Annotated in this window: 18 protein-coding genes; 12 read left to right on the top strand and 6 right to left on the bottom strand. The window is 65.7% G+C overall.

What is annotated here, in order from left to right; all coding sequences use genetic code 11:
* Positions 1 to 535: 535 nt before the first annotated feature.
* Entirely contained in the window at positions 536 to 1,243 is a 708-nt protein-coding gene (locus ACXAJT_RS08560; RefSeq protein WP_475234523.1) for a GntR family transcriptional regulator, read from the bottom strand.
* Between the two features lie 241 nt (positions 1,244 to 1,484).
* On the opposite strand from ACXAJT_RS08560, the gene ACXAJT_RS08555 reads away from it, so the two are divergent.
* The 6 genes from ACXAJT_RS08555 to ACXAJT_RS08530 all read left to right on the top strand — a co-directional run bounded on the left by ACXAJT_RS08555 (position 1,485) and on the right by ACXAJT_RS08530 (position 8,570).
* On the top strand, positions 1,485 to 2,504 hold the full coding sequence (locus ACXAJT_RS08555) for a TRAP transporter substrate-binding protein (protein ID WP_475234522.1): 1,020 nt from the start codon (positions 1,485 to 1,487) through the stop codon (positions 2,502 to 2,504).
* A 120-nt stretch (positions 2,505 to 2,624) separates the two neighbouring features.
* Complete coding sequence (locus ACXAJT_RS08550) at positions 2,625 to 3,431, top strand: TRAP transporter small permease subunit (RefSeq protein ID WP_475234521.1); 807 nt, start codon at positions 2,625 to 2,627, stop codon at positions 3,429 to 3,431.
* A 5-nt stretch (positions 3,432 to 3,436) separates the two neighbouring features.
* Entirely contained in the window at positions 3,437 to 5,032 is a 1,596-nt protein-coding gene (locus ACXAJT_RS08545; RefSeq protein ID WP_475234520.1) for a TRAP transporter large permease, read from the top strand.
* Positions 5,033 to 5,202: 170 nt separating this feature from the next.
* Positions 5,203 to 6,693, top strand: a complete 1,491-nt coding sequence (locus tag ACXAJT_RS08540; protein ID WP_475234519.1) for a UxaA family hydrolase — start codon at positions 5,203 to 5,205, stop codon at positions 6,691 to 6,693.
* Positions 6,669 to 7,628 carry an NAD(P)-dependent oxidoreductase gene (locus tag ACXAJT_RS08535; protein ID WP_475234528.1) on the top strand — a complete coding sequence of 320 codons (960 nt, stop codon included), beginning with the start codon at positions 6,669 to 6,671 and terminating at the stop codon, positions 7,626 to 7,628. Before ACXAJT_RS08540 ends, ACXAJT_RS08535 begins: the two co-directional genes overlap by 25 nt.
* A gap of 36 nt (positions 7,629 to 7,664) precedes the next feature.
* On the top strand, positions 7,665 to 8,570 hold the full coding sequence (locus ACXAJT_RS08530; protein WP_475234517.1) for a DMT family transporter: 906 nt from the start codon (positions 7,665 to 7,667) through the stop codon (positions 8,568 to 8,570).
* Positions 8,571 to 8,658: 88 nt separating this feature from the next.
* Here the strand turns inward: ACXAJT_RS08530 and ACXAJT_RS08525 are convergent, their stop codons facing one another.
* The 3 genes from ACXAJT_RS08525 to ACXAJT_RS08515 all read right to left on the bottom strand — a co-directional run bounded on the left by ACXAJT_RS08525 (position 8,659) and on the right by ACXAJT_RS08515 (position 12,316).
* Positions 8,659 to 9,660, bottom strand: a complete 1,002-nt coding sequence (locus ACXAJT_RS08525) for an SDR family NAD(P)-dependent oxidoreductase (RefSeq protein WP_475234515.1) — start codon at positions 9,658 to 9,660, stop codon at positions 8,659 to 8,661.
* Between the two features lie 79 nt (positions 9,661 to 9,739).
* A complete protein-coding gene (locus ACXAJT_RS08520) occupies positions 9,740 to 10,474 on the bottom strand; it encodes an SDR family oxidoreductase (protein WP_475234514.1) in 735 nt (244 codons plus the stop codon).
* Positions 10,475 to 10,534: 60 nt separating this feature from the next.
* A complete protein-coding gene (locus tag ACXAJT_RS08515; RefSeq protein WP_475234513.1) occupies positions 10,535 to 12,316 on the bottom strand; it encodes an IlvD/Edd family dehydratase in 1,782 nt (593 codons plus the stop codon).
* A 221-nt stretch (positions 12,317 to 12,537) separates the two neighbouring features.
* Between ACXAJT_RS08515 and ACXAJT_RS08510 the strand changes: the two genes are divergently transcribed.
* The 3 genes from ACXAJT_RS08510 to ACXAJT_RS08500 all read left to right on the top strand — a co-directional run bounded on the left by ACXAJT_RS08510 (position 12,538) and on the right by ACXAJT_RS08500 (position 14,870).
* Positions 12,538 to 13,260, top strand: coding sequence for an AzlC family ABC transporter permease (locus tag ACXAJT_RS08510; protein WP_475234512.1), 723 nt, complete (start codon positions 12,538 to 12,540; stop codon positions 13,258 to 13,260).
* Positions 13,257 to 13,577, top strand: a complete 321-nt coding sequence (locus ACXAJT_RS08505) for an AzlD domain-containing protein (RefSeq protein ID WP_475234511.1) — start codon at positions 13,257 to 13,259, stop codon at positions 13,575 to 13,577. Before ACXAJT_RS08510 ends, ACXAJT_RS08505 begins: the two co-directional genes overlap by 4 nt.
* A gap of 288 nt (positions 13,578 to 13,865) precedes the next feature.
* Positions 13,866 to 14,870 carry a LacI family DNA-binding transcriptional regulator gene (locus ACXAJT_RS08500; RefSeq protein WP_475234510.1) on the top strand — a complete coding sequence of 335 codons (1,005 nt, stop codon included), beginning with the start codon at positions 13,866 to 13,868 and terminating at the stop codon, positions 14,868 to 14,870.
* 24 nt (positions 14,871 to 14,894) lie between these two features.
* On the opposite strand, the gene ACXAJT_RS08495 is transcribed toward ACXAJT_RS08500, so the two are convergent.
* Together ACXAJT_RS08495 and ACXAJT_RS08490 are read right to left on the bottom strand one after the other, a co-directional pair.
* Positions 14,895 to 15,818 (bottom strand): NAD(P)-dependent oxidoreductase, encoded by a 924-nt coding sequence (locus tag ACXAJT_RS08495; protein WP_475234509.1) that lies wholly within the window; start codon positions 15,816 to 15,818, stop codon positions 14,895 to 14,897.
* A gap of 23 nt (positions 15,819 to 15,841) precedes the next feature.
* Positions 15,842 to 16,603, bottom strand: a complete 762-nt coding sequence (locus tag ACXAJT_RS08490) for an SDR family oxidoreductase (RefSeq protein ID WP_475234508.1) — start codon at positions 16,601 to 16,603, stop codon at positions 15,842 to 15,844.
* Positions 16,604 to 16,818: 215 nt separating this feature from the next.
* On the opposite strand from ACXAJT_RS08490, the gene ACXAJT_RS08485 reads away from it, so the two are divergent.
* The 3 genes from ACXAJT_RS08485 to ACXAJT_RS08475 all read left to right on the top strand — a co-directional run bounded on the left by ACXAJT_RS08485 (position 16,819) and on the right by ACXAJT_RS08475 (position 20,018).
* Positions 16,819 to 17,418 carry a LysE family translocator gene (locus ACXAJT_RS08485; protein WP_475234507.1) on the top strand — a complete coding sequence of 200 codons (600 nt, stop codon included), beginning with the start codon at positions 16,819 to 16,821 and terminating at the stop codon, positions 17,416 to 17,418.
* Between the two features lie 34 nt (positions 17,419 to 17,452).
* On the top strand, positions 17,453 to 18,364 hold the full coding sequence (locus tag ACXAJT_RS08480) for a dihydrodipicolinate synthase family protein (protein ID WP_475234506.1): 912 nt from the start codon (positions 17,453 to 17,455) through the stop codon (positions 18,362 to 18,364).
* A gap of 280 nt (positions 18,365 to 18,644) precedes the next feature.
* On the top strand, positions 18,645 to 20,018 hold the full coding sequence (locus ACXAJT_RS08475; RefSeq protein ID WP_475234505.1) for an FAD-binding oxidoreductase: 1,374 nt from the start codon (positions 18,645 to 18,647) through the stop codon (positions 20,016 to 20,018).
* The last annotated feature ends 1 nt before the right edge of the window (position 20,019 follow it).

Raw genomic sequence — 20,019 nt, 5'->3', positions numbered from 1 at the left:
CCGTTGCGCCCTAACTTGCGGCGCGCCCGCCCGTCTGCCTCTCGAATTCCGTTGCCTCGTCTGCGCTGGCTCAGCTTACCGCCTCGCCGCCACCCCGTCTGGCGTCCCGATCAGCGCCTCAGCGCCGCCGGTGAGGGGGCTTTTACGGATACCCACCGGGACCCGCAAGCGGTTTTTCGAAAGACCCGTGAAGTTTTTGCGAAATTCATCAGAAAGCGCATGAAAACAGAGGTTTAGAGTGAGAATTTTTTGCGGGTGCGCGCACCAGAGCCCCCCTGCCCCAGCGGCAGATGCACAGCGCAGGGACAAGATATTGCGCCGCCCACAGACTTATCAACAAGCAGGTGCAAAGCGGCGGCAGACTCGGCCCGAGTCAGGGGGAATCTAAGGGGCACATCTCATGCACAGTCTATGCACAATGCATGCAGATGGCGGCGCATGAAAAAGGCGGCCTCCGATGGGAGACCGCCGCTTGAGTGATTTGTGATGCGGTGATTTGCGATGCGCGGCCACCTGCCCCGCCTGCTGGGGAAGCCTACCCCCCTGCCCCGCCTGCGGCGGCATTCTCCGCCTCGATCGCGGCAGAGATATCTTCGGCGAGATTGGCCAAGTGCTGATCAAGAGCCGCATCCACCGCCTTGGGATCGCGCGCCCGCAGGGCATCCATGATCGCCCCGTGATGCGTCACCACGCGTTCGCGGTTGCGCCGCATGGTCGCCGAGAGAAACCGCGCGCGCCACAGGCGGGCGAGATAGGCGTGATGGGTCTCGGCCAGCGCCTCGTTGTGCGCAGCTTCGGCGATGAGCCGGTGAAAGGCCATGTCCATCTCGAACAGGTCCAGCGCATCTACATGATCATAGGCATCCGCAATGCGTTGGTTCAGATCCGCAAGCTCGGCGAGATCGGCCTCGGTGGCCCGTTCGCAGGCGATCTGCGCCGAAAGCTTTTCCAGTGCCAACAGCACGACGACCTGATCGTGCACCTCTTTCACGGTGGGGCGCGCCACGATCGGACTGCGCGCCGGACGCAGCACCACCAGCCCCTCCTGCGCCAGAATGCGGATCGCTTCGCGCATCGGCGTGCGACTGACCCCAAGCTCGGCGGCGTTGTCACGTTCCTTGATCGCGGTGTCGGGCGGCAGCTTGCCCCGCAGGATGTCCCGGCGCAGCTGATCCGCGATCTGCTCGGCCAACGTTCTGTCCGAAATGAGGTCGGACGGGCTCGTTTCAGGGCTCTGTGGCATGGTGGGCCTCTCAGTCTCAGCCTTTACGGCTCGTTATCGTGCGCCCCGCGGCGCGGAGACACGTGGTGTTAGACCGAGGTCCCTCTGAGGGGAAGGTGACCTACTCTTTTGACATCTGGTATACCAAAAATTGTTGATTGTCGATCCCACGTTGGGTTAGCTTCGATTCCAGATGGTATACCATCCGGCGCTGTGAGGGAGTGCCGAAACCGGGGGAAGACCCCATATTGGGAGGAAAGACATGAAAGTGAAAACCCTGCTGAAGGCTGCAACCGCGGCCGCTGTTCTGGCAAGCCCGGCGCTGGCTCAGGACGTGACCCTGCGCATCCAGACGCACTACAACCCCGAGCAGACTTCGGGGAAGCTTGCCGCGCAATTCGTCGACGACGTCGAAGTGATGTCGGGCGGCTCGATCGACATCGAGATGTTCTACGCCTCCTCGGTGGTGGCGACGGTCGAAACCTTCGACGCCGCAGCCAATGGCATCATCGATTGCGACATGACCGGCGGTGCCTACCAGACCGGCAAGAACGCTGGCTTCCAGTTCGTCGGCGACATCATGGGCGGCTACGACACGCCCTACCAGCAGCTGTCGTGGCTGTATTACGGTGGCGGCCTCGAGCAAGCTCAAGAGCTCTACAACCAGTTCGGCATGCAGCTGATCGGCTGGTGGGTCTATGGTCAGGAATCGCTGGTCTCTTCGACCCCGATCGCCGGGCCGGATGATCTGAAAGAGTGGAAGTTCCGTTCGCCCCCGGGCATGGAAACCGAGATCTTCGCGAACCTCGGCGCCTCGCCGATCGTGATGGACTTCACCGAGGTCTTCACCGCGATGGAAACCGGCATCATCGAGGGCACCGACTATTCCGGTCTTGCCAATGACGAGTCGATTGGCCTCTTTGATCTGGCCAAGCATGCCACCTACCCCGGCTTCCACTCGATGCCGTCCGACCACCTCGCGTGTAACAAGATGGTCTGGGACGGTCTGTCGGAGCAGAACCAGCGCATCATCGAGACCGCGATGGAAAAGCTGGCGCTGCGTTCGGCCCTGTTCTTCGAGAAAGCCAACAACGAAGCGGCGGCACGTCTGACCGAAGCTGGCGTCACCCTGCACGACTGGTCGGCAGAGGATCGCGCGACCTTCCGCGAGGCGGCACAATCCGCGTGGGACACCTGGGCCGAGAAGTCGCCCGAAGCCAAGGCACTTGTGGAAAGCCACAAGGAATACCTGGGCCAGCTGGGTCTGATCTCGGCAGAATAAGGACGCCCGGCGCATCCTTGACCTGACAGACAGAGCGGCGGGCCCAGACCCGGGCCCGCCCTTCTTGTTTCATCCTTGTCTCACAGACCCTGACATCCCCTCCTCCGAAAGGGTTATCCAATGTCCAATGAAAGCCTCTGGCTCGGCTCGCTGCGCGGCCCGGTCCGGCTGCTGGCCCTGATTAGCACCGGGCTGGCGCTGGCCGTGTACGCCTGGCTGATCGTCGGCCAGTTCACCTCCGCCGAGCCCATCGGCATGTATGAAATGCTGCGCCCCGAGGGCCGCCCGCTGGTGTCGGTCATGCTGTGGTCGCTGCTTGCGGCGCTGCTGTTCGGCTCGATCTACCTGTCGGACACGCGCGGCTCGATCGAGATCGAGCACACCGGCCCGCTCGACATCCTGTCGCTGGTGCTCTCGCGCCTGTCGATGATCGCGATCATCGCCATCGTGCTGGTGATGTTCTACGAAGTCGTGGCGCGCTACGTTTTTGAGAAGCCCACGCTCTGGGCCAACGAGCTGTCGCTGTGGATCGCGTCCTTCGTGTTCCTGCTGGCCGGGCTCTATTCCATGCAGCAGCGCAGCCACATCCGCATTTACATCATCTACGACATGATGCCGCGCTGGATGCAGAAGCTGGCCGACGTGATCTCGGTCTCGCTGATCTGGGTGTTCTTCCTGTGCCTGCTCTGGGGTGGCTACAACGAAGCCATGCAGAAGCTTGGCCGAATGGAGACCTTCGGCACCGCGTGGGATCCGCCCCTGCCGGCGACCCTGAAAATCGGCATTCTCATCATCATCGGCCTCGTGGCGCTGCAGGCGCTGTCCAACCTCATCGCGGATTGGAACAAGGCCCCCGAACACCACTCGCCCGCGGACGAGATCGACCAGACGGAGATTGAAAACATCCGTCGCACGCTGGAGGACTGACTTAAATGGTGGATATTGGCACACTCAGCCTGATCCTGCTGCTGGCGATGTTCGCATTGCTGGCGATCGGGATGCCACTGGGCTTCGCCTCCGCCTTTCTGGCAGTTGCGACCCTTGTGATGAAATTCGGCCCCGACCTGCTGTTCGGGCGCTTCGGCATGGGCCCCTTCGCGGTGCTTGGTCAGGCGGTCTATCGACAGATGGTGAACTACGTCCTGATATCAGTGCCGTTGTTCATATTTATGGCCTCACTACTCGAGCGGTCTGGCATCGCGCGGGACATGTACAGCTCGCTTAACGTGTGGCTGTCGCGGACCCGTGGCGGCATCGCCTTCGTGACCTCGATCATGGCCGTCATCATGGCCGCCATGTCGGGCATCATCGGCGGCGAAGTGGTTCTGCTGGGCCTGATCGCGCTGCCGCAGATGCTGCGCCTTGGCTACAACCAGAACCTCGCCATCGGCACGATCTGTGCAAGCGGCTCGCTGGGCACGATGATCCCGCCGTCGATTGTTCTGATCTTCTACGGTCTGGTCACCGAGACCTCGATCAAGGCGCTGTTCACCGCGTCGTTCCTGCCGGGCTTCATGCTGGCCTCGTTCTTCATGATCTACATCTTCATCCGCACCCGGATGAACCCCGAAGAGGCCCCCCTGCCGCCGGCAGAGCCGGGCGATCCCGAAGGCAGCGAGAAGGCGCTGATGTTCCTCGGCTTCCTGTCGCGCTTCGGCATGTGGATCGTGGCGGTGCTGGCGCTGCGCGCGCTGTTCTTCACCGTCACCGGTGCCAACACCGTGACCGAGGGCGTCGACCCGATCCCGCTCGGCATGGCGTCGGACATCCCGTGGCTGCTTGGCGCGCTGGTGGTGTTCGGCATCGTGGTGTTCTTCGTGGTCGGCCGCGAGCGCACCGCCAAGGGCTGGGAGATGGGCAAGGGCCTGATTGCCCCGGTCGTGGTGATCGGCGTGGTTCTGGGCTCGATCTACGGCGGCATCACCGGCATCACCGAAGCCGCGGGCATGGGCGTTGTGGCGGTCTTCGTCATCGGCCTCATTCGCCGCGAGATGAGCTTCGAAGTGGTCTGGGACGCGGTCATGCGCACGCTCAAGTCCACCGGCACGATCATCTGGGTGACCATCGGCGCGGCAGCCCTTGCGGCGGCGTACACGCTGGCGGGCGGCCCGACCTATGTGGCCAACCTGATCGTCGGCTCGGACCTGCCCACCATGGGGATCATCCTTGTGATGATGTTCATCTTCCTGATCATGGGGATGTTCATGGACTGGGTCGGCATCGTGCTGCTGATCATGCCGGTGTTCCTGCCGATCGTCATGCGCCTGCCGCCCGAGGAAATCGGCTGGCTGGGCCATGTGGACAGCAGCTACGTCTCGATCTGGTTCGGCGTGGTGTTCTGTATGAACATGCAGGTGAGCTTCCTGTCGCCGCCCTTCGGCCCCGCGGCCTTCTATCTGAAGTCCGTTGCCCCGGCGCATATCTCGCTGACCGACATCTTCCGCGGCTTCCTGCCCTTCATCGGGCTCCAGATGCTCGCCCTCGGCGTGCTGCTGGCCTGGCCGCCGCTGGTCACGCTGTTCCTGTAACGGCCCACTAGTCCGAGGGGGCGGCCCGGTGCCGCCCCTTCGCTTGACCCTGCTTGACCCTCCGGCACCGGAGGCAGAGAGTTTCCCCAAAGCCCCCGCTGGCGCCAGAGCCGCGCCGCCCGGTCTTTGCCCGCCACCCCACACAGCCGCTCCATGGAGCATATGCCAAGATGAAAACCGTCCGCCTTTCCGAACATGACAACGTTGTCACCGCAGTCGTCCCGCTGGAAGTGGGCGACGAAGGTGCGACCACGCTGATCCCGCGCGGCCACAAGATGGCCCTGACCGACATCACCAAGGGCGAACCGGTGCGCAAATACGCCCAGATCATCGGCTACGCCGCCGAGGACATTCCCGCAGGCGCGCATATCCACACCCACAACCTCGAGTTTCGCAACGTCGAGGCCGAATACGAGTATGGCACCAACCTGCGCCCGGTGCCCCCCGCCGAAAAGCCAGACACCTTCATGGGCTACCGCCGCTCGACCGGCCGGGTCGGCACCCGCAACTACCTTGCGATCCTGACTTCGGTGAACTGCTCGGCCACCGCCGCGCGGATGATCGCGCAGCACTTCACCCCCGAGAAGCTTGAAGCCTATCCCAATGTCGATGGCGTCGTGGCCTTCGTGCATGGCACCGGCTGCGCCATGGGCGGCGACGGCACGGGCTTTGAGTTCCTGCAGCGTGTCCTGTGGGGCTATGCGCGCAACCCCAACGTCGGCGGCGTGCTGATGGCGGGGCTTGGCTGCGAGGTGATGCAGATCGACTGGCTGGTGCAGGCCTATGGGCTGACCCCCGGCCCGCTGTTCCAGAAGATGAACATTCAGGACGAGGGCGGGCTGCGCAAGACGGTCGAGCACGGCATCGCGCAGGTCGAGCAGATGCTCCCCGAGGTCAACAAGGCCACCCGCACCGAATGCCCCGCCTCCGAACTGATGGTCGGCCTCGAATGCGGCGGCTCGGACGCGTGGTCGGGGATCACCGCCAACCCGGCCGTCGGCCATGCCTGCGATCTTCTGGTGGCGCAGGGCGGCACCGGCGTGCTGTCCGAGACCCCCGAGATCTACGGCGCGGAGCACCTGATGACCGCCCGCGCCACCACCCCCGAGATCGGCAAGAAGCTGATCGACCTGATCCACTGGTGGGAGGATTACACCGAGCGCAACGGCGGCTCGATGGACAACAACCCCTCCCCCGGCAACAAGAAGGGCGGGCTGACCACCATCTTGGAAAAATCGTTGGGCGCGGCATCCAAAGGCGGCACCACGCCGCTGATGGGCGTGTATAAATACGCCGAGCCGGTCACCGCCAAGGGCTTCACCTTCATGGATAGCCCCGGCTACGACCCTGCCTCGGTCACCGGCATGATCGCCTCGGGCTGCAATCTTGTGTGCTTCACCACCGGGCGCGGCTCAGCCTTTGGCGCGAAGCCCTCGCCCACCATGAAGGTCGCCTCGAACAACGAACTCTACCAGCGCCAGACCGAGGACATGGACGTGAACGCCGGGCGCATCCTCACCGAAGGCGCCAGCGTCGAGGACGTGGGGCGCGAGATCTACGAAATGTGGCTGCGCATGGCCTCGGGCGAAGAAAGCAAATCCGAAGCGCTGGGACTGGGCGACTATGAGTTCGTGCCCTGGCAGGTCGGCGCGGTGATGTAACCCCGCGCCGCAAGCCCACCACCCGGCCTCGACAAAGGAAGGACCACCACATGAGCAAACCCACCATCGGGTTCATCGGGCTCGGCCTTATGGGCCGGGCCATGGTCGAATGCCTGCAACACGCGGGCTACGACGTGACCGTTCTTGGCAACCGTGACCGCAGCGGCGTCGAAGAGGCGCTGTCGCGCGGCGGCTCGGAAGCGGGATCGGCGCGAGATCTGGCCGAAAGCAGCGATATCGTGATGCTCTGCGTCGGCACCTCGGAGCAGGTGGAAAGCCGCATCTTCGGCGACGACGGCGTGCTGGCCGGCGCCAAGGAGGGACAGATCGTCATCGATTTTGGCACTTCCCTGCCCGGCTCGACCCAGCGCATCGGCACCGAACTGGCCAGCAAGGGCGCGACCTATCTGGACGCCCCGCTGGGCCGCACGCCGTCGCACGCAAAAGAGGGCAAGCTGAACATCATGTGCGCCGGGGACGAAGCCGCCTATGCGCAGGCCAAGCCGGTTCTGGACGTGCTGGGCGAGAACGTCTTCCACCTCGGCCCGCTCGGCTCGGGGCACACGATCAAGCTGATCAACAACTTCTTTGCCATGACCACCGCCATGGCCATGTCCGAGGCGTTTGCCATGGGGGATGCCGCTGGCATTCCGCGCGACAAGCTTTACGGCGTGCTGTCGGCAGGGCCGAACCATTCGGGCATGATGGATTTCATCAAAAGCTGGGCGATGGACGGCAAGGTCGATCTGGCCTTCTCGGTTGACAATGCCGCCAAGGACGTGGGCTATTACCGCGCCATGGCCGAAGAGTTGGGGGCGCAGTCGCGCATGTCCGGCTGCGCCTCGGAAACGCTGAACGAGGCCTTGAACAATGGCTTCGCCGGGCACATGGTGCCGGAAATGGTCGACTACCTTTCCAAGCATCTGAAAGACTGAAACATGCCGCTTCTCCCGGCGCGGGCGCGCTGAGCCATGGCCGTCGCCCCCCGCGAAGACAAAACCGCCCTCGGCCTGATCCTCATGGCCGTGGGCGTCATCGGGTTCACCTGTATCGACACCTCGGCCAAATGGCTGCTGCAGCACGGCATGCCGGCGCTGCAGGTGGTCTGGTGCCGCTATGCCGCGCATCTGGTGCTGGTGCTGGTCGCCTTCTTCCCGCGTGAGGGCAAGGCGCTGTTCCGTACCGCCAGCCCGTGGAAGCAGGCGCTGCGCGCCGCGGCGCTGTTCGGCAGCACCATGCTGAACTTCCTCGCGCTCCGCTACCTGCCGATCACCGTTACCACGACGATCATGTTCGCCGGGCCCATCGTGGTGACGCTGCTGGCGATCCCGCTGCTTGGCGAGAAGGTCGGCCCGCATAGGATCGGCGCGGTCTGCGTCGGTTTTCTGGGCGTGTTGGTGGTGATGCAGCCCTGGGGCGCGGATTTCCACCCGGCGATGCTGCTGTCGGTGGGCGCGCTGAGCAGCGCCGCGCTCTATTTCATTCTCACCCGGCAGATGGCGGGCACCGAAAGCAACGCCACCTCGCAGGTCTGGGGCGGCGCGCTGCCGACGCTGTTTCTGGCGCCATGGGTGTTGCCAAGCTGGGAGGCGCCCGAGAGCGCCGGCGTTGGCGTGATGCTGGCGGTGATCGGCATTTTCGGCGCGGTGGCGCATATGCTGGCGACGGCGGCGCACCGCTATGCCGATGCCTCGGTGCTGGCGCCGATGGTCTACCTGCAACTGATGAGCGCCGCCGCCGCCGGGCTGCTGATCTTCGGCACCTGGCCGACCCCATGGACGCTGCTCGGCGCGGCGATCATCATCGGCGCCGGGCTCTATATCTGGCACCGCGAGCGGCAACGCGGCGTGCCGCATTCGCGTCCGCCCAGAATGTGAGGCCCCGCGGAGGGGGCGCTGCCCCCTCGGCCTGCGGCCTCACCCCCGGCGTATTTTTGAAGAGAAGAAGCGGCGGCGCGCCGCCGGCTCAGACCGCGTAATAGGCGCGGTACCAGTCGACGAAGCGCCGGACGCCTTCGGTCACCGGCGTGTGCTGGGCGTTCCCGGCGAGCCGGGTCAGCAGCGTGGTGTCGGCCCATGTAGCGGGCACGTCGCCGGGCTGCATCGGCAGCAGGTTGCGCTTGGCGGTGAGGCCGGTGGCCGCCTCGATCGCCTCGATGAAGGCGGTGAGCTTCACCGGGCTGCCGTTGCCGATGTTGAGCACGCGCCACGGCGCCACCGGCGAGAGGCTGTCCTCGGGTCCGGCGGGCGCGCCGCGCTCGGGTGCCAGCGGGGCCAGCCGCTGCAGCGCCGCAACCAGATCGTCCACATAGGTGAAGTCGCGCATCATGTCGCCGTGGTTGTAGACGTCGATCGCCTCGCCCTGCAGGATCGCCTTGGTGAACTTGAACAGCGCCATGTCCGGGCGGCCCCACGGGCCGTAGACGGTGAAGAAGCGGAACATGGTGACCGGCAGGTCGTAGAGATGCGCGTAGGAATGCGCCATGCTCTCGGTCGCCTTCTTGGTCGCGGCGTAGAACGACATCTGGTGGTCGGCCTGCATCGTCTCGACATAGGGCATTTCGGTATTCGAGCCGTAGGTCGAGGAGGTCGACGCGATCAGCATGTGCTTGGGCGGATGCGCCCGTGCCGCTTCGAGCAATTCGAAGGTGCCGGCGATATTGCTTTCCAGATAGTCGCGCGGCTGCTCGATCGAATGCCGCACCCCCGCCTGCGCGGCCAGATGGTAGACATACTCGAACCGGTGCTGCGAGAGCAAATCCAGCAGCAGCCCCTGCGTTTCGACCCGCCCCTTCACGAAGGTAAAGCGCTCGTGCTCGAGCTGCGCCACGCGGGCGCGCTTCAGCCCGGTATCGTAATAGTCGGTGATCGCATCGAGACCGATGACCTCATGGCCCTCGGCAAGCAGTCGCTGGCACAGATGGAAACCGATAAACCCGGCAGCGCCGGTCACGAGCGTCTTGGGCATATGGAGCGCCTTTTTCTACGGTCTGCCCTCCGTAGGCCAGACCCCGGCGATTGTAAATCGCCGGGGCGCCAAGCGGCGCTCAGCCGCGCCCGATATAGGGCATGGCCGAGGCCATGACGGTGACAAACTGCACATTCGCCTCCAGCGGCAGCGTTGCCATATGCATCACCGTGCTGGCCACATGCGCGGCGTCCATCACCGGCTCGACGGCGATCGAGCCATCGGCCTGCGGCACGCCCTGGGTCATCGCCTGTGCCATGTCGGTGAGCGCGTTGCCGATGTCGATCTGGCCGCAGGCGATGTTGAACGCGCGCCCGTCCAGCGACAGCGAGCGGGTCAGGCCGGTGACCGCGTGCTTGGAAGTGGTGTAGGGCGCCGAGCCCCAGCGCGGCACATGCGCCGAGACCGAGCCGTTGTTGATGATCCGGCCGCCCTGCGGGTCCTGCCGGCGCATGCGGCCAAAGGCGGCGCGGGCGCAGAGGAACATGCCGGAGATATTGATCGAGCTGAGCTTGAGCCACTCCTCGGCGGGCACCTCGTCGATCATGCCGCCTTTGACGTTGATTCCGGCGTTGTTGAACAGCGCGTCGATGCGGCCCCATTCGGCCATCGCCTTGTCGAAGCCCGCGTCGACCGCCTCGGGGTCCGAGACGTCAAACGGCAGGACAAGCGCGTTGGGGTTGCCGCCGGCGGTCTCTTCCAGCGGGGCCTCGCGGCGCCCGACGAGGCCGACTTTCCAGCCCGCGTCGAGAAACGATTTCGCGGTCAGCCGGCCGATGCCGCTGCCGGCGCCGGTGATGATGATACTTTGCATGAAACTCCTCCCAAGGAAACGGCGCGGGCGTTTTCGCGCCCGCGCCGGAACAGGTTTGCGTCAGTGGTTGTCGCGCGGCAGGACGCGGGCGACCTTCTGATAGGCCGTCGCCAGCTCGAGGCAGCCGCCATCGGACAGCTGGCCGACGTGGCGGCGGTAGATCTCCTGCCACGGGGTCTGGTTGACGATCTCGGGCGCCTCCCAGTCAGCCTTGCGCTTTTCCCACTCGGCGTCGTCGACCAGCGCGTTCATCGAACTGCTGTTCAGATCGAGCCGCACCATGTCGCCGGTCTGCAGATAGGCGAGCCCGCCACCGACCAGCGCCTCGGGCGAGGCGTTGAGGATCGAAGGGCTTTCCGACGTGCCGGACTGGCGCCCGTCACCGACAGTGGGCATGTGGTTGATGCCCTGCCGGATCAGCGCATCGGGGGGCTGCATGTTCACCACCTCGGCCGAGCCGGGATAGCCGACGCAGCCGACGTTGCGGATGAACAGGATGCAATGCTCGTCGATGTTCAGATCGGGATCGTTGATCCGGTCGTGGTAATCTTCGGGTCCTTCGAAGACGATGGCGCGGGCCTCGAGGATGCCCTCCTTGCCCGGCTCCGACAGGAAGCGCTTCTGGAAGTCCTCGGAGATCACCGAGGTCTTCATCAGGGCGCTGTCGAAGAGGTTGCCCGAAAGCACCTTGAACCCGGCATTGGCCCGCATCGGCGCGTCGTAGGTCTTGATTACGTCGGTATCGAGGCTTTCGAGCCCGGCGAGATTGGCGCCCATGGTCTGGCCGGTGGCGGTCATCGCCCCCTCGTGGACGCGCCCGGCCTTTTGCAATTCGGCCATCACCGCAGGCACGCCGCCGGCACGGAAGAAGCTCTCGCCGAGGTATTCTCCGGCGGGCTGCATGTTGACCAGCAGCGGCACGTCAAAGCCGATGGTCTCCCAGTCCTTCACGTCAAGCTCGACCCCGGCGTGACGGGCCACCGCCTGCAGGTGCGGCGGGGCGTTTGTCGAGCCGCCGATGGCACCGTTGACCACGATGGCGTTTTCGAAGGCCTCGCGGGTCAGGATGTCGGAGGGTTTCAGGTCCTCGTAGACCATTTCCACGATGCGCTTGCCGGTCTGATAGGCCATCGCCATGCGCTCGCGGAACGGCGCGGGGATGGCGGAGTTGCCGGTGAGCGACATGCCGAGCGCCTCGGCCATGGCGTTCATCGTCGAGGCGGTGCCCATGGTGTTGCAGTGCCCCAGCGAGGGCGCCGAGGAGCAGACCCGCGACATGAACTCATCATAGTCGATCTTGCCCTCGGAGAGCAGGCGGCGCGATTCCCAGACGATGGTGCCCGAGCCGGCGCGCTTGCCCTTCCACCAGCCGTCCAGCATCGGCCCGCCGTTGAGCGCGATGGCCGGAATATCGACCGTCGCCGCGCCCATCAGCATGGCGGGGGTGGTCTTGTCGCAGCCAGTGGTCAGCACCACACCGTCGAGCGGGTAGCCATGCAGCACCTCGACAAGGCCGAGATAGGTGAGGTTCCGGTCGAGCGCCGCGGTGGGCCGCTTGCCGGTTTCCTGAATCGGGTGCACCGGGAATTCCATCGGAATCCCGCCCGCCTCGCGGATGCCGGCCTTGATCCGGTCCATCAGGAAGACGTGGATCTTGTTGCACGGTGCGATGTCCGAGCCGCTGTTGGCGATGCCGATGATCGGCTTTTCGGCCTGCAGCTCGTCGCGGGTGTATTCCTGGTTCTGATAGCGCTCGACATAGAGCGCGGTCATGCCGGGATTGTTGGGGTTGTCGAACCACTCTTGCGAGCGGAATCGCTTATTGGCACGTGTGTCGGACACGGGTCGCTTCCTCTCCTTGACGCGCCTCCCCGCGCGCCTCTCGGGCGCGCCGGGTGACGCGCTGTTTCCTTGCAGCAGCTTCCCAATTTGGTATACCAAATGCAAGAGCATTCGTGGGAGGGAGGCGCACAGATGCACCGAAGGCAGCACAAGAACCGAGTATTATCTTTATCTTTCAGTGGATTGACTGACCGCAAGAATCCACAATCGAGATTGCCCGCATGAGGCGAACAGCGTTCTGGCAGGGCTATCGCGACTGCGCCCCGTTCATCGCGGTGGTGGTGCCCTTCTCGCTTTTGTTCGGCGTCGTGGCGCGGGATGCCGGGCTCGACATCCTGCAGGTGATGGCGATGTCGGTGCTGGTGATCGCCGGCGCGTCGCAGTTCACCGCGCTGGCGCTGCTGCAAGAAAACGCGCCGGTGTTCGTCGCGCTTGCCGCGGCGCTGGCGGTGAACCTGCGCATGGCGCTCTACTCGGCCGCGCTGGTGCCGCATGTGGGACATGCGCGGCTTGGGGTGCGGGCGCTGATGGCCTATCTGATGGTCGATCAGGCCTACGCCGTGGCGGTGAAAACCTATGAGGAAAAGCCGGGCATGAGCCGCGACGAGAAGGTCGCCTATTACTTCGGGGTCATGGCTCTGATCTGCCCGTTCTGGTACGGCTGCACGCTGCTCGGCGCGGTGATCGGCACGGCGATCCCGGCCTCGCTCCACCTCGATTTCGCCGCGCCGGTCTGCTTCATTGCGATCACCGCGCCGCTGCTGCGGAGCTTGCCGCATATGCTGGCCGCGGCGGTCTCAGTGCTCTGCGCGATTCTCTTCGCGGGCTTTCCCGCCGGGCTGGGGCTGATCGCGGCGGCGTTGGTGGCGATGCTGGTCGGCGCGCAAGCCGAACTCGCATTGCGTCGCCGCGCGACACGGCGCACCGCCGGAGGTCAGACATGATCGACACAGCCACATTCTGGACCCTGACGATTCTGCTGGGCATCGGCACCTTCCTCGTGCGGTTTTCCTTTCTCGGCTTCTTCGGACGCAAGCAATTGCCGGACTGGGTGGTGCTGCATCTCAGGTACGTCGGCGTCGGTGTGTTGCCCGCGATGGTCACGCCGCTGGTGCTCTGGCCGCAGGCCACGGGGGGCGAAACCGAACCGGCGCGCATCATCGCGGCGCTGGTGACCTTCCTTGTGGCCCTGCGTCTGTCGGTCACCGGCGCATTGATCGCGGGGATGGGGACGCTCTATCTGGCGCAGGCGCTGCTTTAACGCGCCCTCGTATAGCTCGAATAAAATCTCTGAAAATTAGAGAGGGTCGGCCCCCTCCTCCGAAGCCGACCCTCAACGAAGCGACGCCGGCTTGCGAGGGCGGCGGGCTTCGCGCTGTGCCGGACGGCGACGTGCCTCGCGCCCAGCGTCTTATTTTGCAGAGACCTGATCGGGCAGACCGCGCTGGCCCGCTCACGAAACTGCGATTCTCCGAGACCGCATTCGGCCTTTCGTGGTATCGGTACCACCGCGTATCAGAAGCCGTCAACAGGGCAGACGGGGACAGGCATGGCAGACGGCAGAAAATGGGTCACCATGGGCGATGTGGCGGCCCGCGCAGGGGTCGGCAAGATCACCGTGAGCCGCGCGCTGCGCACCCCCGACAAGGTCAGCCCCGGCACGTTGCGCAAGGTACAGGCGGCGGTGGCCGAGCTTGGCTATGTGCTGGACGAAACCGCGGGCGCGCTCAGCTCGCAGCGCTCGCGGGTGGTCGCCGCGCTGGTCTCGACGCTGGAAGAGCCGGTCTTTGCCGCGACCATCCGCGGGCTGACCGATGGACTGGGGGCCGGCGGTCTGCAGCTGATGCTGGCGACAACCCAATACGACCCCGAGACCGAGGCCAGCCTGATCTCGACCATGCTGGGCCGCCGCCCCGAAGCGCTGGTGCTGACGTCCGATCGTCACACGCCCGCGGCCCGCGCCTTGCTTGCCCGTGCGGGCATCCCGGTTCTGGAGCTTTGGGGGCTGCCCGATCCGCCGGTGCATGCGGCGGTTGGCTTTTTCAACCGCGACGCGGGCGCGGCGATCACCCGCCACATGATCGAGACCGGGCGGCGGCGCGTCGCTTTCCTCGGGCTGAACCGCCCGCATGACACCCGCGCGCAGCTAAGGCGGCAGGGCTACACCGATTGCGCTGCAGAGCTGACCGAAGAGCGCGTGGTGACGGTGACCCCGCAGCCGGGCATCACCGGACCCGACCTCGGGGCGCATGGGCTGGGCGAGGTGTTGCGGCTCTGGCCCGACACCGAGGCGGTGGTCTGTGTCAGCGACATGCTGGCCAGCGGCGCGCTCTGCGAGGCATGGCGGCGCGGGCTGGACGTTCCGGGGCGGCTGGCAATCTCGGGGTTCGGCGATTTTGACATGGCCGGACCGTCCGCGCTGGCGCTGACCACGGTGCATATCGACGGCGCGGCGATCGGTCGCCGGGCCGCCGAACTGGTCCTTGCGGGCGATCTGCCCAAGGGCCTGCGCGAGGACATGGGTTTTAAGGTGGTGCGGCGGGCCACAAGCTGACGGCGCATCGCCCGCCGGGCCCCATCAGCCGTCGCCCTTCTGCACCTCCTCGGCCAAGTCGATCCCACCCATCTCAGCGATGCGGTCCGACAGGCTCGGCACATAGTCGGCGCCATGCCCCGTCGCCTCGGCGGTGGCGAAATAGTGCCGCGTGGCGCTGGAGATCAGCGCCGGGGCGTTCACCTTGGCCGCCATGGCGCCCGCATAGCGCACATCCTTGCCGCCGTTGAAGATGCTGAACTTATGCGCCTCCATGTCGCGGTCCACGGCGTAGCGCATAAAGGTGTCGAAGAAGCCGTTGCCAAGCCGGCTGGAGCCGATCACCTGCCGCACCGTCTGCGGCGAGATACCCGACTTGGCGGCCAGCACCGTCGCCTCGGCATAAAGCGCGGCATAGCTCATCGAGATGAGGTTCATCACCAGCTTCATCTTATGGCCCGCGCCGACCCCGCCGACGCGGTTGATGTTGCCTGCCCAGCACTGGATCACCGGCTCCACCTTGGCGAAGCTCGCGTCCTCGGCCCCGACCATGGCATCGAGCTGCCCCTCCTCGGCTTCCTTCGGCGTCCGGCCCAGTGGCGCGTCGACCATCGCCCCGCCCTTCTCGGCCAGCTCGGCGGCCAGCGCCTCGGTCGAGGCCGGATCGGCGGTGGAGCAATCCACCACGATCAGCCCCGGCCGCGCCCCGGCAAGGATGCCCTCCGGCCCGCGCATCACGTCCTCGACCTGCGGCGAGTTCGACAGGCACAGGTGGATGATGTCGCATCTCTCGGCCATGGCCTTGGGCGAGGCCGCCTCCTGCGCCCCCTGCCCCACCAAATCCTCGACCGGCGCGCGGTCGCGGTTGCCCTTCACCCACAGCGGATAGCCGCCCTTGAGGATGTTCTTGGCCATGCCGTGGCCCATCAGGCCGACGCCGATGAAGCCCACTACGGGTTTGTCGCTCATGGTCTCTCCTCCCAAAGAAGTGGTTACAGCGACGCGGTGACGCCGCCGTCGACGAACAGCGTGTGGCCGTTCACGAAACTCGAGGCCGGGGCACAGAGGAAGACGCAGGCACCGACCAGTTCCTCGACGTCGCCCCAGCGCCCCGCCGGGGTGCGCTTTTCCAACCATGCGCTGAACTCGGGATCGGCGACCAGCGCGGCGTTGAGCGGGGTCTTGAAATAGCCCGGCGCGATGGCGTTGCAGTTGAGGCCGTGCTTAGCCCAGTCAGTCGCCATGCCTTTCGTCAGATTGGTGATCGCCCCCTTGCTGGCGGTGTAGGGCGCGATCCCCGGCCGCGCCAAGGCGCTCTGCACCGAGGCGATATTGACGATCTTGCCCGCGCCGCGTCCGATCATGTGCCGCGCGCAGGCCTGCCCGACGTAGAAGGCCGAGTAGACATTGGTGCGCATCAGCCGATCGAAGGCCTCGGGCTCGAAGTCTTCGAGCGGGCCGCGATGCTGCATCCCGGCGTTGTTGATCAGGATGTCGATCGGGCCGTGCGTCGCCTCGTACCCGTCGATTGCAGCGCGCGCCGCGTCGTGGTCCACGACGTCGAAGCCAAGCGCCTCGGCCTGCAGCCCCTCGCCGGTCAGCGTCGCCACCGCCTCCTCAAGCCGCTGCGGGTTGCGCCCGTTGAGCAGCACCTTGGCCCCCGCCTGCGCGAGCCCGCGCGCCAGTGCAAAGCCAATACCCATGGTCGAGCCGGTCACCAGCGCGGTGCGGCCCGTCAGATCGAACAGGGACATGATTTCTCCTCTACCCTTGGCCGCCGCGCGCTTGATCGAAAGGCTGCGCGAACCCGCAAGTCCATTGACAAAACGCGGCGGGACCGTATTCAGGAAAATGGTATACCAAATGAACCGCGATGCAAGCGGAGCCGGTGCAAAACCGCCCCGCCCGCCAGAGAGGACAGCGACGTGACACGCCCCGCCGCAGCCCTGCAGGACCGAAAGCCCGGCCCATGCTGAGCTTTGCTGCCGCCGTGTTCCTGCTGTTCATCACGCCGGGCCCCGGGGTGCTGTCGATCGCTGGCGTCGGTTCTGCCTATGGTTGGCGGGATGGGCTGCGCTACGGCGCCGGGCTGTTCATCGGCACCAATCTGGTGATGACGCTGGTGCTCACCGGCTTTGCCGCGATCGTGCTGTCGGTGCCCGCCGTGCGGACCGTGCTGATGGCGCTGTCGGTGTGCTACCTGATCTATCTCGCCGCACGCATCGCGCTCGCGGGCAGCCGCATCGCCTTCATCGAGGCCAAGGCCGCGCCGGGCGTGCGCGCTGGCATCCTGCTGCAGGCGATCAACCCCAAGGCCTATGCGGTGAACACCGCGATGTTCACCGGGTTTTCCTTCGCCCCAGAGGCGCTCGGCTTCGAGACCGCCGCGAAGATCGTCATCATGAACGCGATCTGGATCCCGGTGCATCTGGCCTGGCTCAAGGCGGGGGTGACCCTGCACCGGCTCAACCTCAGCTACCGCACGCAGCGGCTGATCAATTACGGCATGGCGCTGGCCATGCTGGGCGTCGTCGCGCTGGCCCTCGTGTCAGCCTTCGGCGGAACCTGACACTCAGACAACGACTTTCGGGAGGACCTTTAGAATGACCAAATATACCGGATGCTGGCCCGTGGTGCCGACGCCGTTCCACGACGACGGCACGCTCGATCTGGAGGGCATGAAGCGGGTGCTGGACTGCACCATCGACATGGGCGTCGACGGCATCTGCATCCTCGCCAACTTCTCCGAGCAGTTCCTGCTGTCGGACGACGAGCGGGCGATCCTCACCAAGCTCTGCGTCGAGCATGTGGCGGGCCGGGTGCCGGTGATCGTGACGATCTCTGCCTATGCCACGCCGATCGTGGTGGAACGGGCGCAATACGCCAAGGACCTTGGCGCCGACATCGTGATGATGATGCCGCCCTACCACGGCGCGCTGATGAAAGGCACCGCCGAGCAGACGTTCGAGCAGTTCGCCCGCGTCGGCGAGGTTGGCATTCCGATCATGCTGCAGGATGCGCCGCTGTCGGGCGTCGATCTGCCGGTGCCTCTGCTGGTGAAGATGGCGCGCGAGATCGAGATGCTGAAACTTTTCAAGATCGAATGCCCGCAGGCCGCCGCCAAGCTGCGCAGCCTGATCGCCGAGGGTGGCGACGCCATCGAGGCGCCCTTTGACGGTGAAGAGGCGATCACCTTGCTGGCGGACCTCGACGCCGGGGCGACCGGCTGCATGACCTCGGCGATGATCCCCGACAAGATCCGCCCGATCGTGGTGGATTTCCTCGCCGGCAACCGGCAGGCGGCGATCGACGGCTACGCCCGCGTGCTGCCCGCGGTGAACCACGAGAACCGCCAGTGCGGCTTCCGTTCGGCCAAGCACGCGATGCAGGTCGGCGGGGTGATCAAATCGGCCTTCTGCCGCCACCCGATTGCCCCCTTGCATCCCGACACCGCTTCGATGTTGATCGAGCTGATCAAGCCGCTCGATCCGCTCGTGCTGAACTGGGGCAAGTAAGGCCCCCTCTCCGGCTCCCTCACGCCACACGGCGCAATGGGAGCCGGGCGAGCACCGGCCCGTGGGTTGGCGCCGTGACAATAGCGGTCAGCGCTTTATCCCGGCCAAGTCCGGGCGACCTCATTTCGTTGCACGAGGGTGACAAAGCGCCAGCCCGCCCGGACGGCGTCGTCCATCGGGCTCGGACCGATGGCGCCACGATGAACGACCGCTTGCCCGGCGGCTTCGCCTCGATTCCGGGCGGGCCTGCGCCCGGAACCCAAACTTGGAGACCTGAGAAATGACCCTCTTCACCCCGCTCGAACAGCTCCTTGGTGACCGCCTAGCCACCAGCGATGCCATCCGCGAGCAGAACGCGCGGAACGAGGCGCATTTCCCCCTCGCCCTGCCCGACGCCGTGGCCTTCCCCGAGACCACCGAGGAAGTTGCCGCCATCGTGCGGTTCTGCGCCCAGACCGGCACGCCGATCACTCCGTTCGGCACCGGCACCTCGCTGGAGGGGCAGCATCTGGCGATCAAGGGCGGCATCAGCCTCGACTTCTCGCGCATGAAGAAGGTGCTGGAGGTCAACGCAGAGGACCTCAACGTGGTGGTTCAACCCGGCGTTACCCGCACCGAGCTGAACGAGGACCTACGGGCCACCGGCCTCTTCTTCCCGATCGATCCCGGCGCCGACGCCTCGCTCGGCGGCATGGCGGCGACGCGCGCTTCGGGCACCACGGCGGTGCGCTATGGCACCATGCGCGAGAACGTGCTGGCGCTGGAGGCGGTGATGTCCGACGGCAGCATCATCCGCACCGGCACCAAGGCACGCAAAAGCTCGGCGGGCTATGATCTGACCCACCTTCTGGTGGGCAGCGAAGGCACGCTCGGCATCATCACCGAACTGACGCTGAAACTGCACGGGCTGCCCGAAGGCATCGCGTCGGCCACCTGCCGCTTTCCTTCCGTCGAGGATGCGGTGAACTGCGTGATCCTGACCATCCAGTCCGGCCTGCCGATGGCGCGGATCGAACTGGTCGACGAGATGATGGTGCGCGGCTTCAACATCCACGCCGGATCGGACCTGCCCGAGCAGCCGCATCTCTTCGTCGAGTTCCACGGCAGCCCGGCGGGCGTCGCCGAGCAATCCGAGAGCTTTCGCGAGATCGCCGAGGAGTTCGGCATGGAAGCCTGGGCCGAGGCCAACACCACCGAGGCCCGCAACGCGCTGTGGAAGATGCGCCACAACGCCCATTTCGCCTCTGCCGCGCTGCGCCCCGGGGCGGACTTCGGCACGCTGGCCACGGATGTCTGCGTGCCAATCTCGCAGCTTGCCGAGGCGGTGCTGCAGGCGCAGGCCGACGCCCGCGACGCGGGGCTGGTCAGCACCATCGTCGGCCACGTCGGCGACGGCAACTTCCACTGCGCCGCGCGCTTCGATCCGAACGACCCGGCCGAGGTCGACGCGGTCCACGCCTTCGCCGGCAAGCTCAACGAGACCGCGCTGCGGCTCGGCGGCACGGTCACCGGCGAGCACGGCATCGGCATTGGCAAGCAAAAGTACATGGAGGCCGAACACGGTCCCGCCCTCGCATGGATGCGGCGCATCAAGGCGTCCTTCGATCCAGCGGGCATCCTGAACCCCGGCAAGCTGTTGCCGCCCCAAGATTAAT

The sequence above is a fragment of the Salipiger sp. ABF4_146 genome (assembly GCF_056161345.1).
The sequence above is the reverse complement of the archived record's forward strand: the minus strand, read 5'-3'. Positions and strand labels throughout refer to the sequence as shown.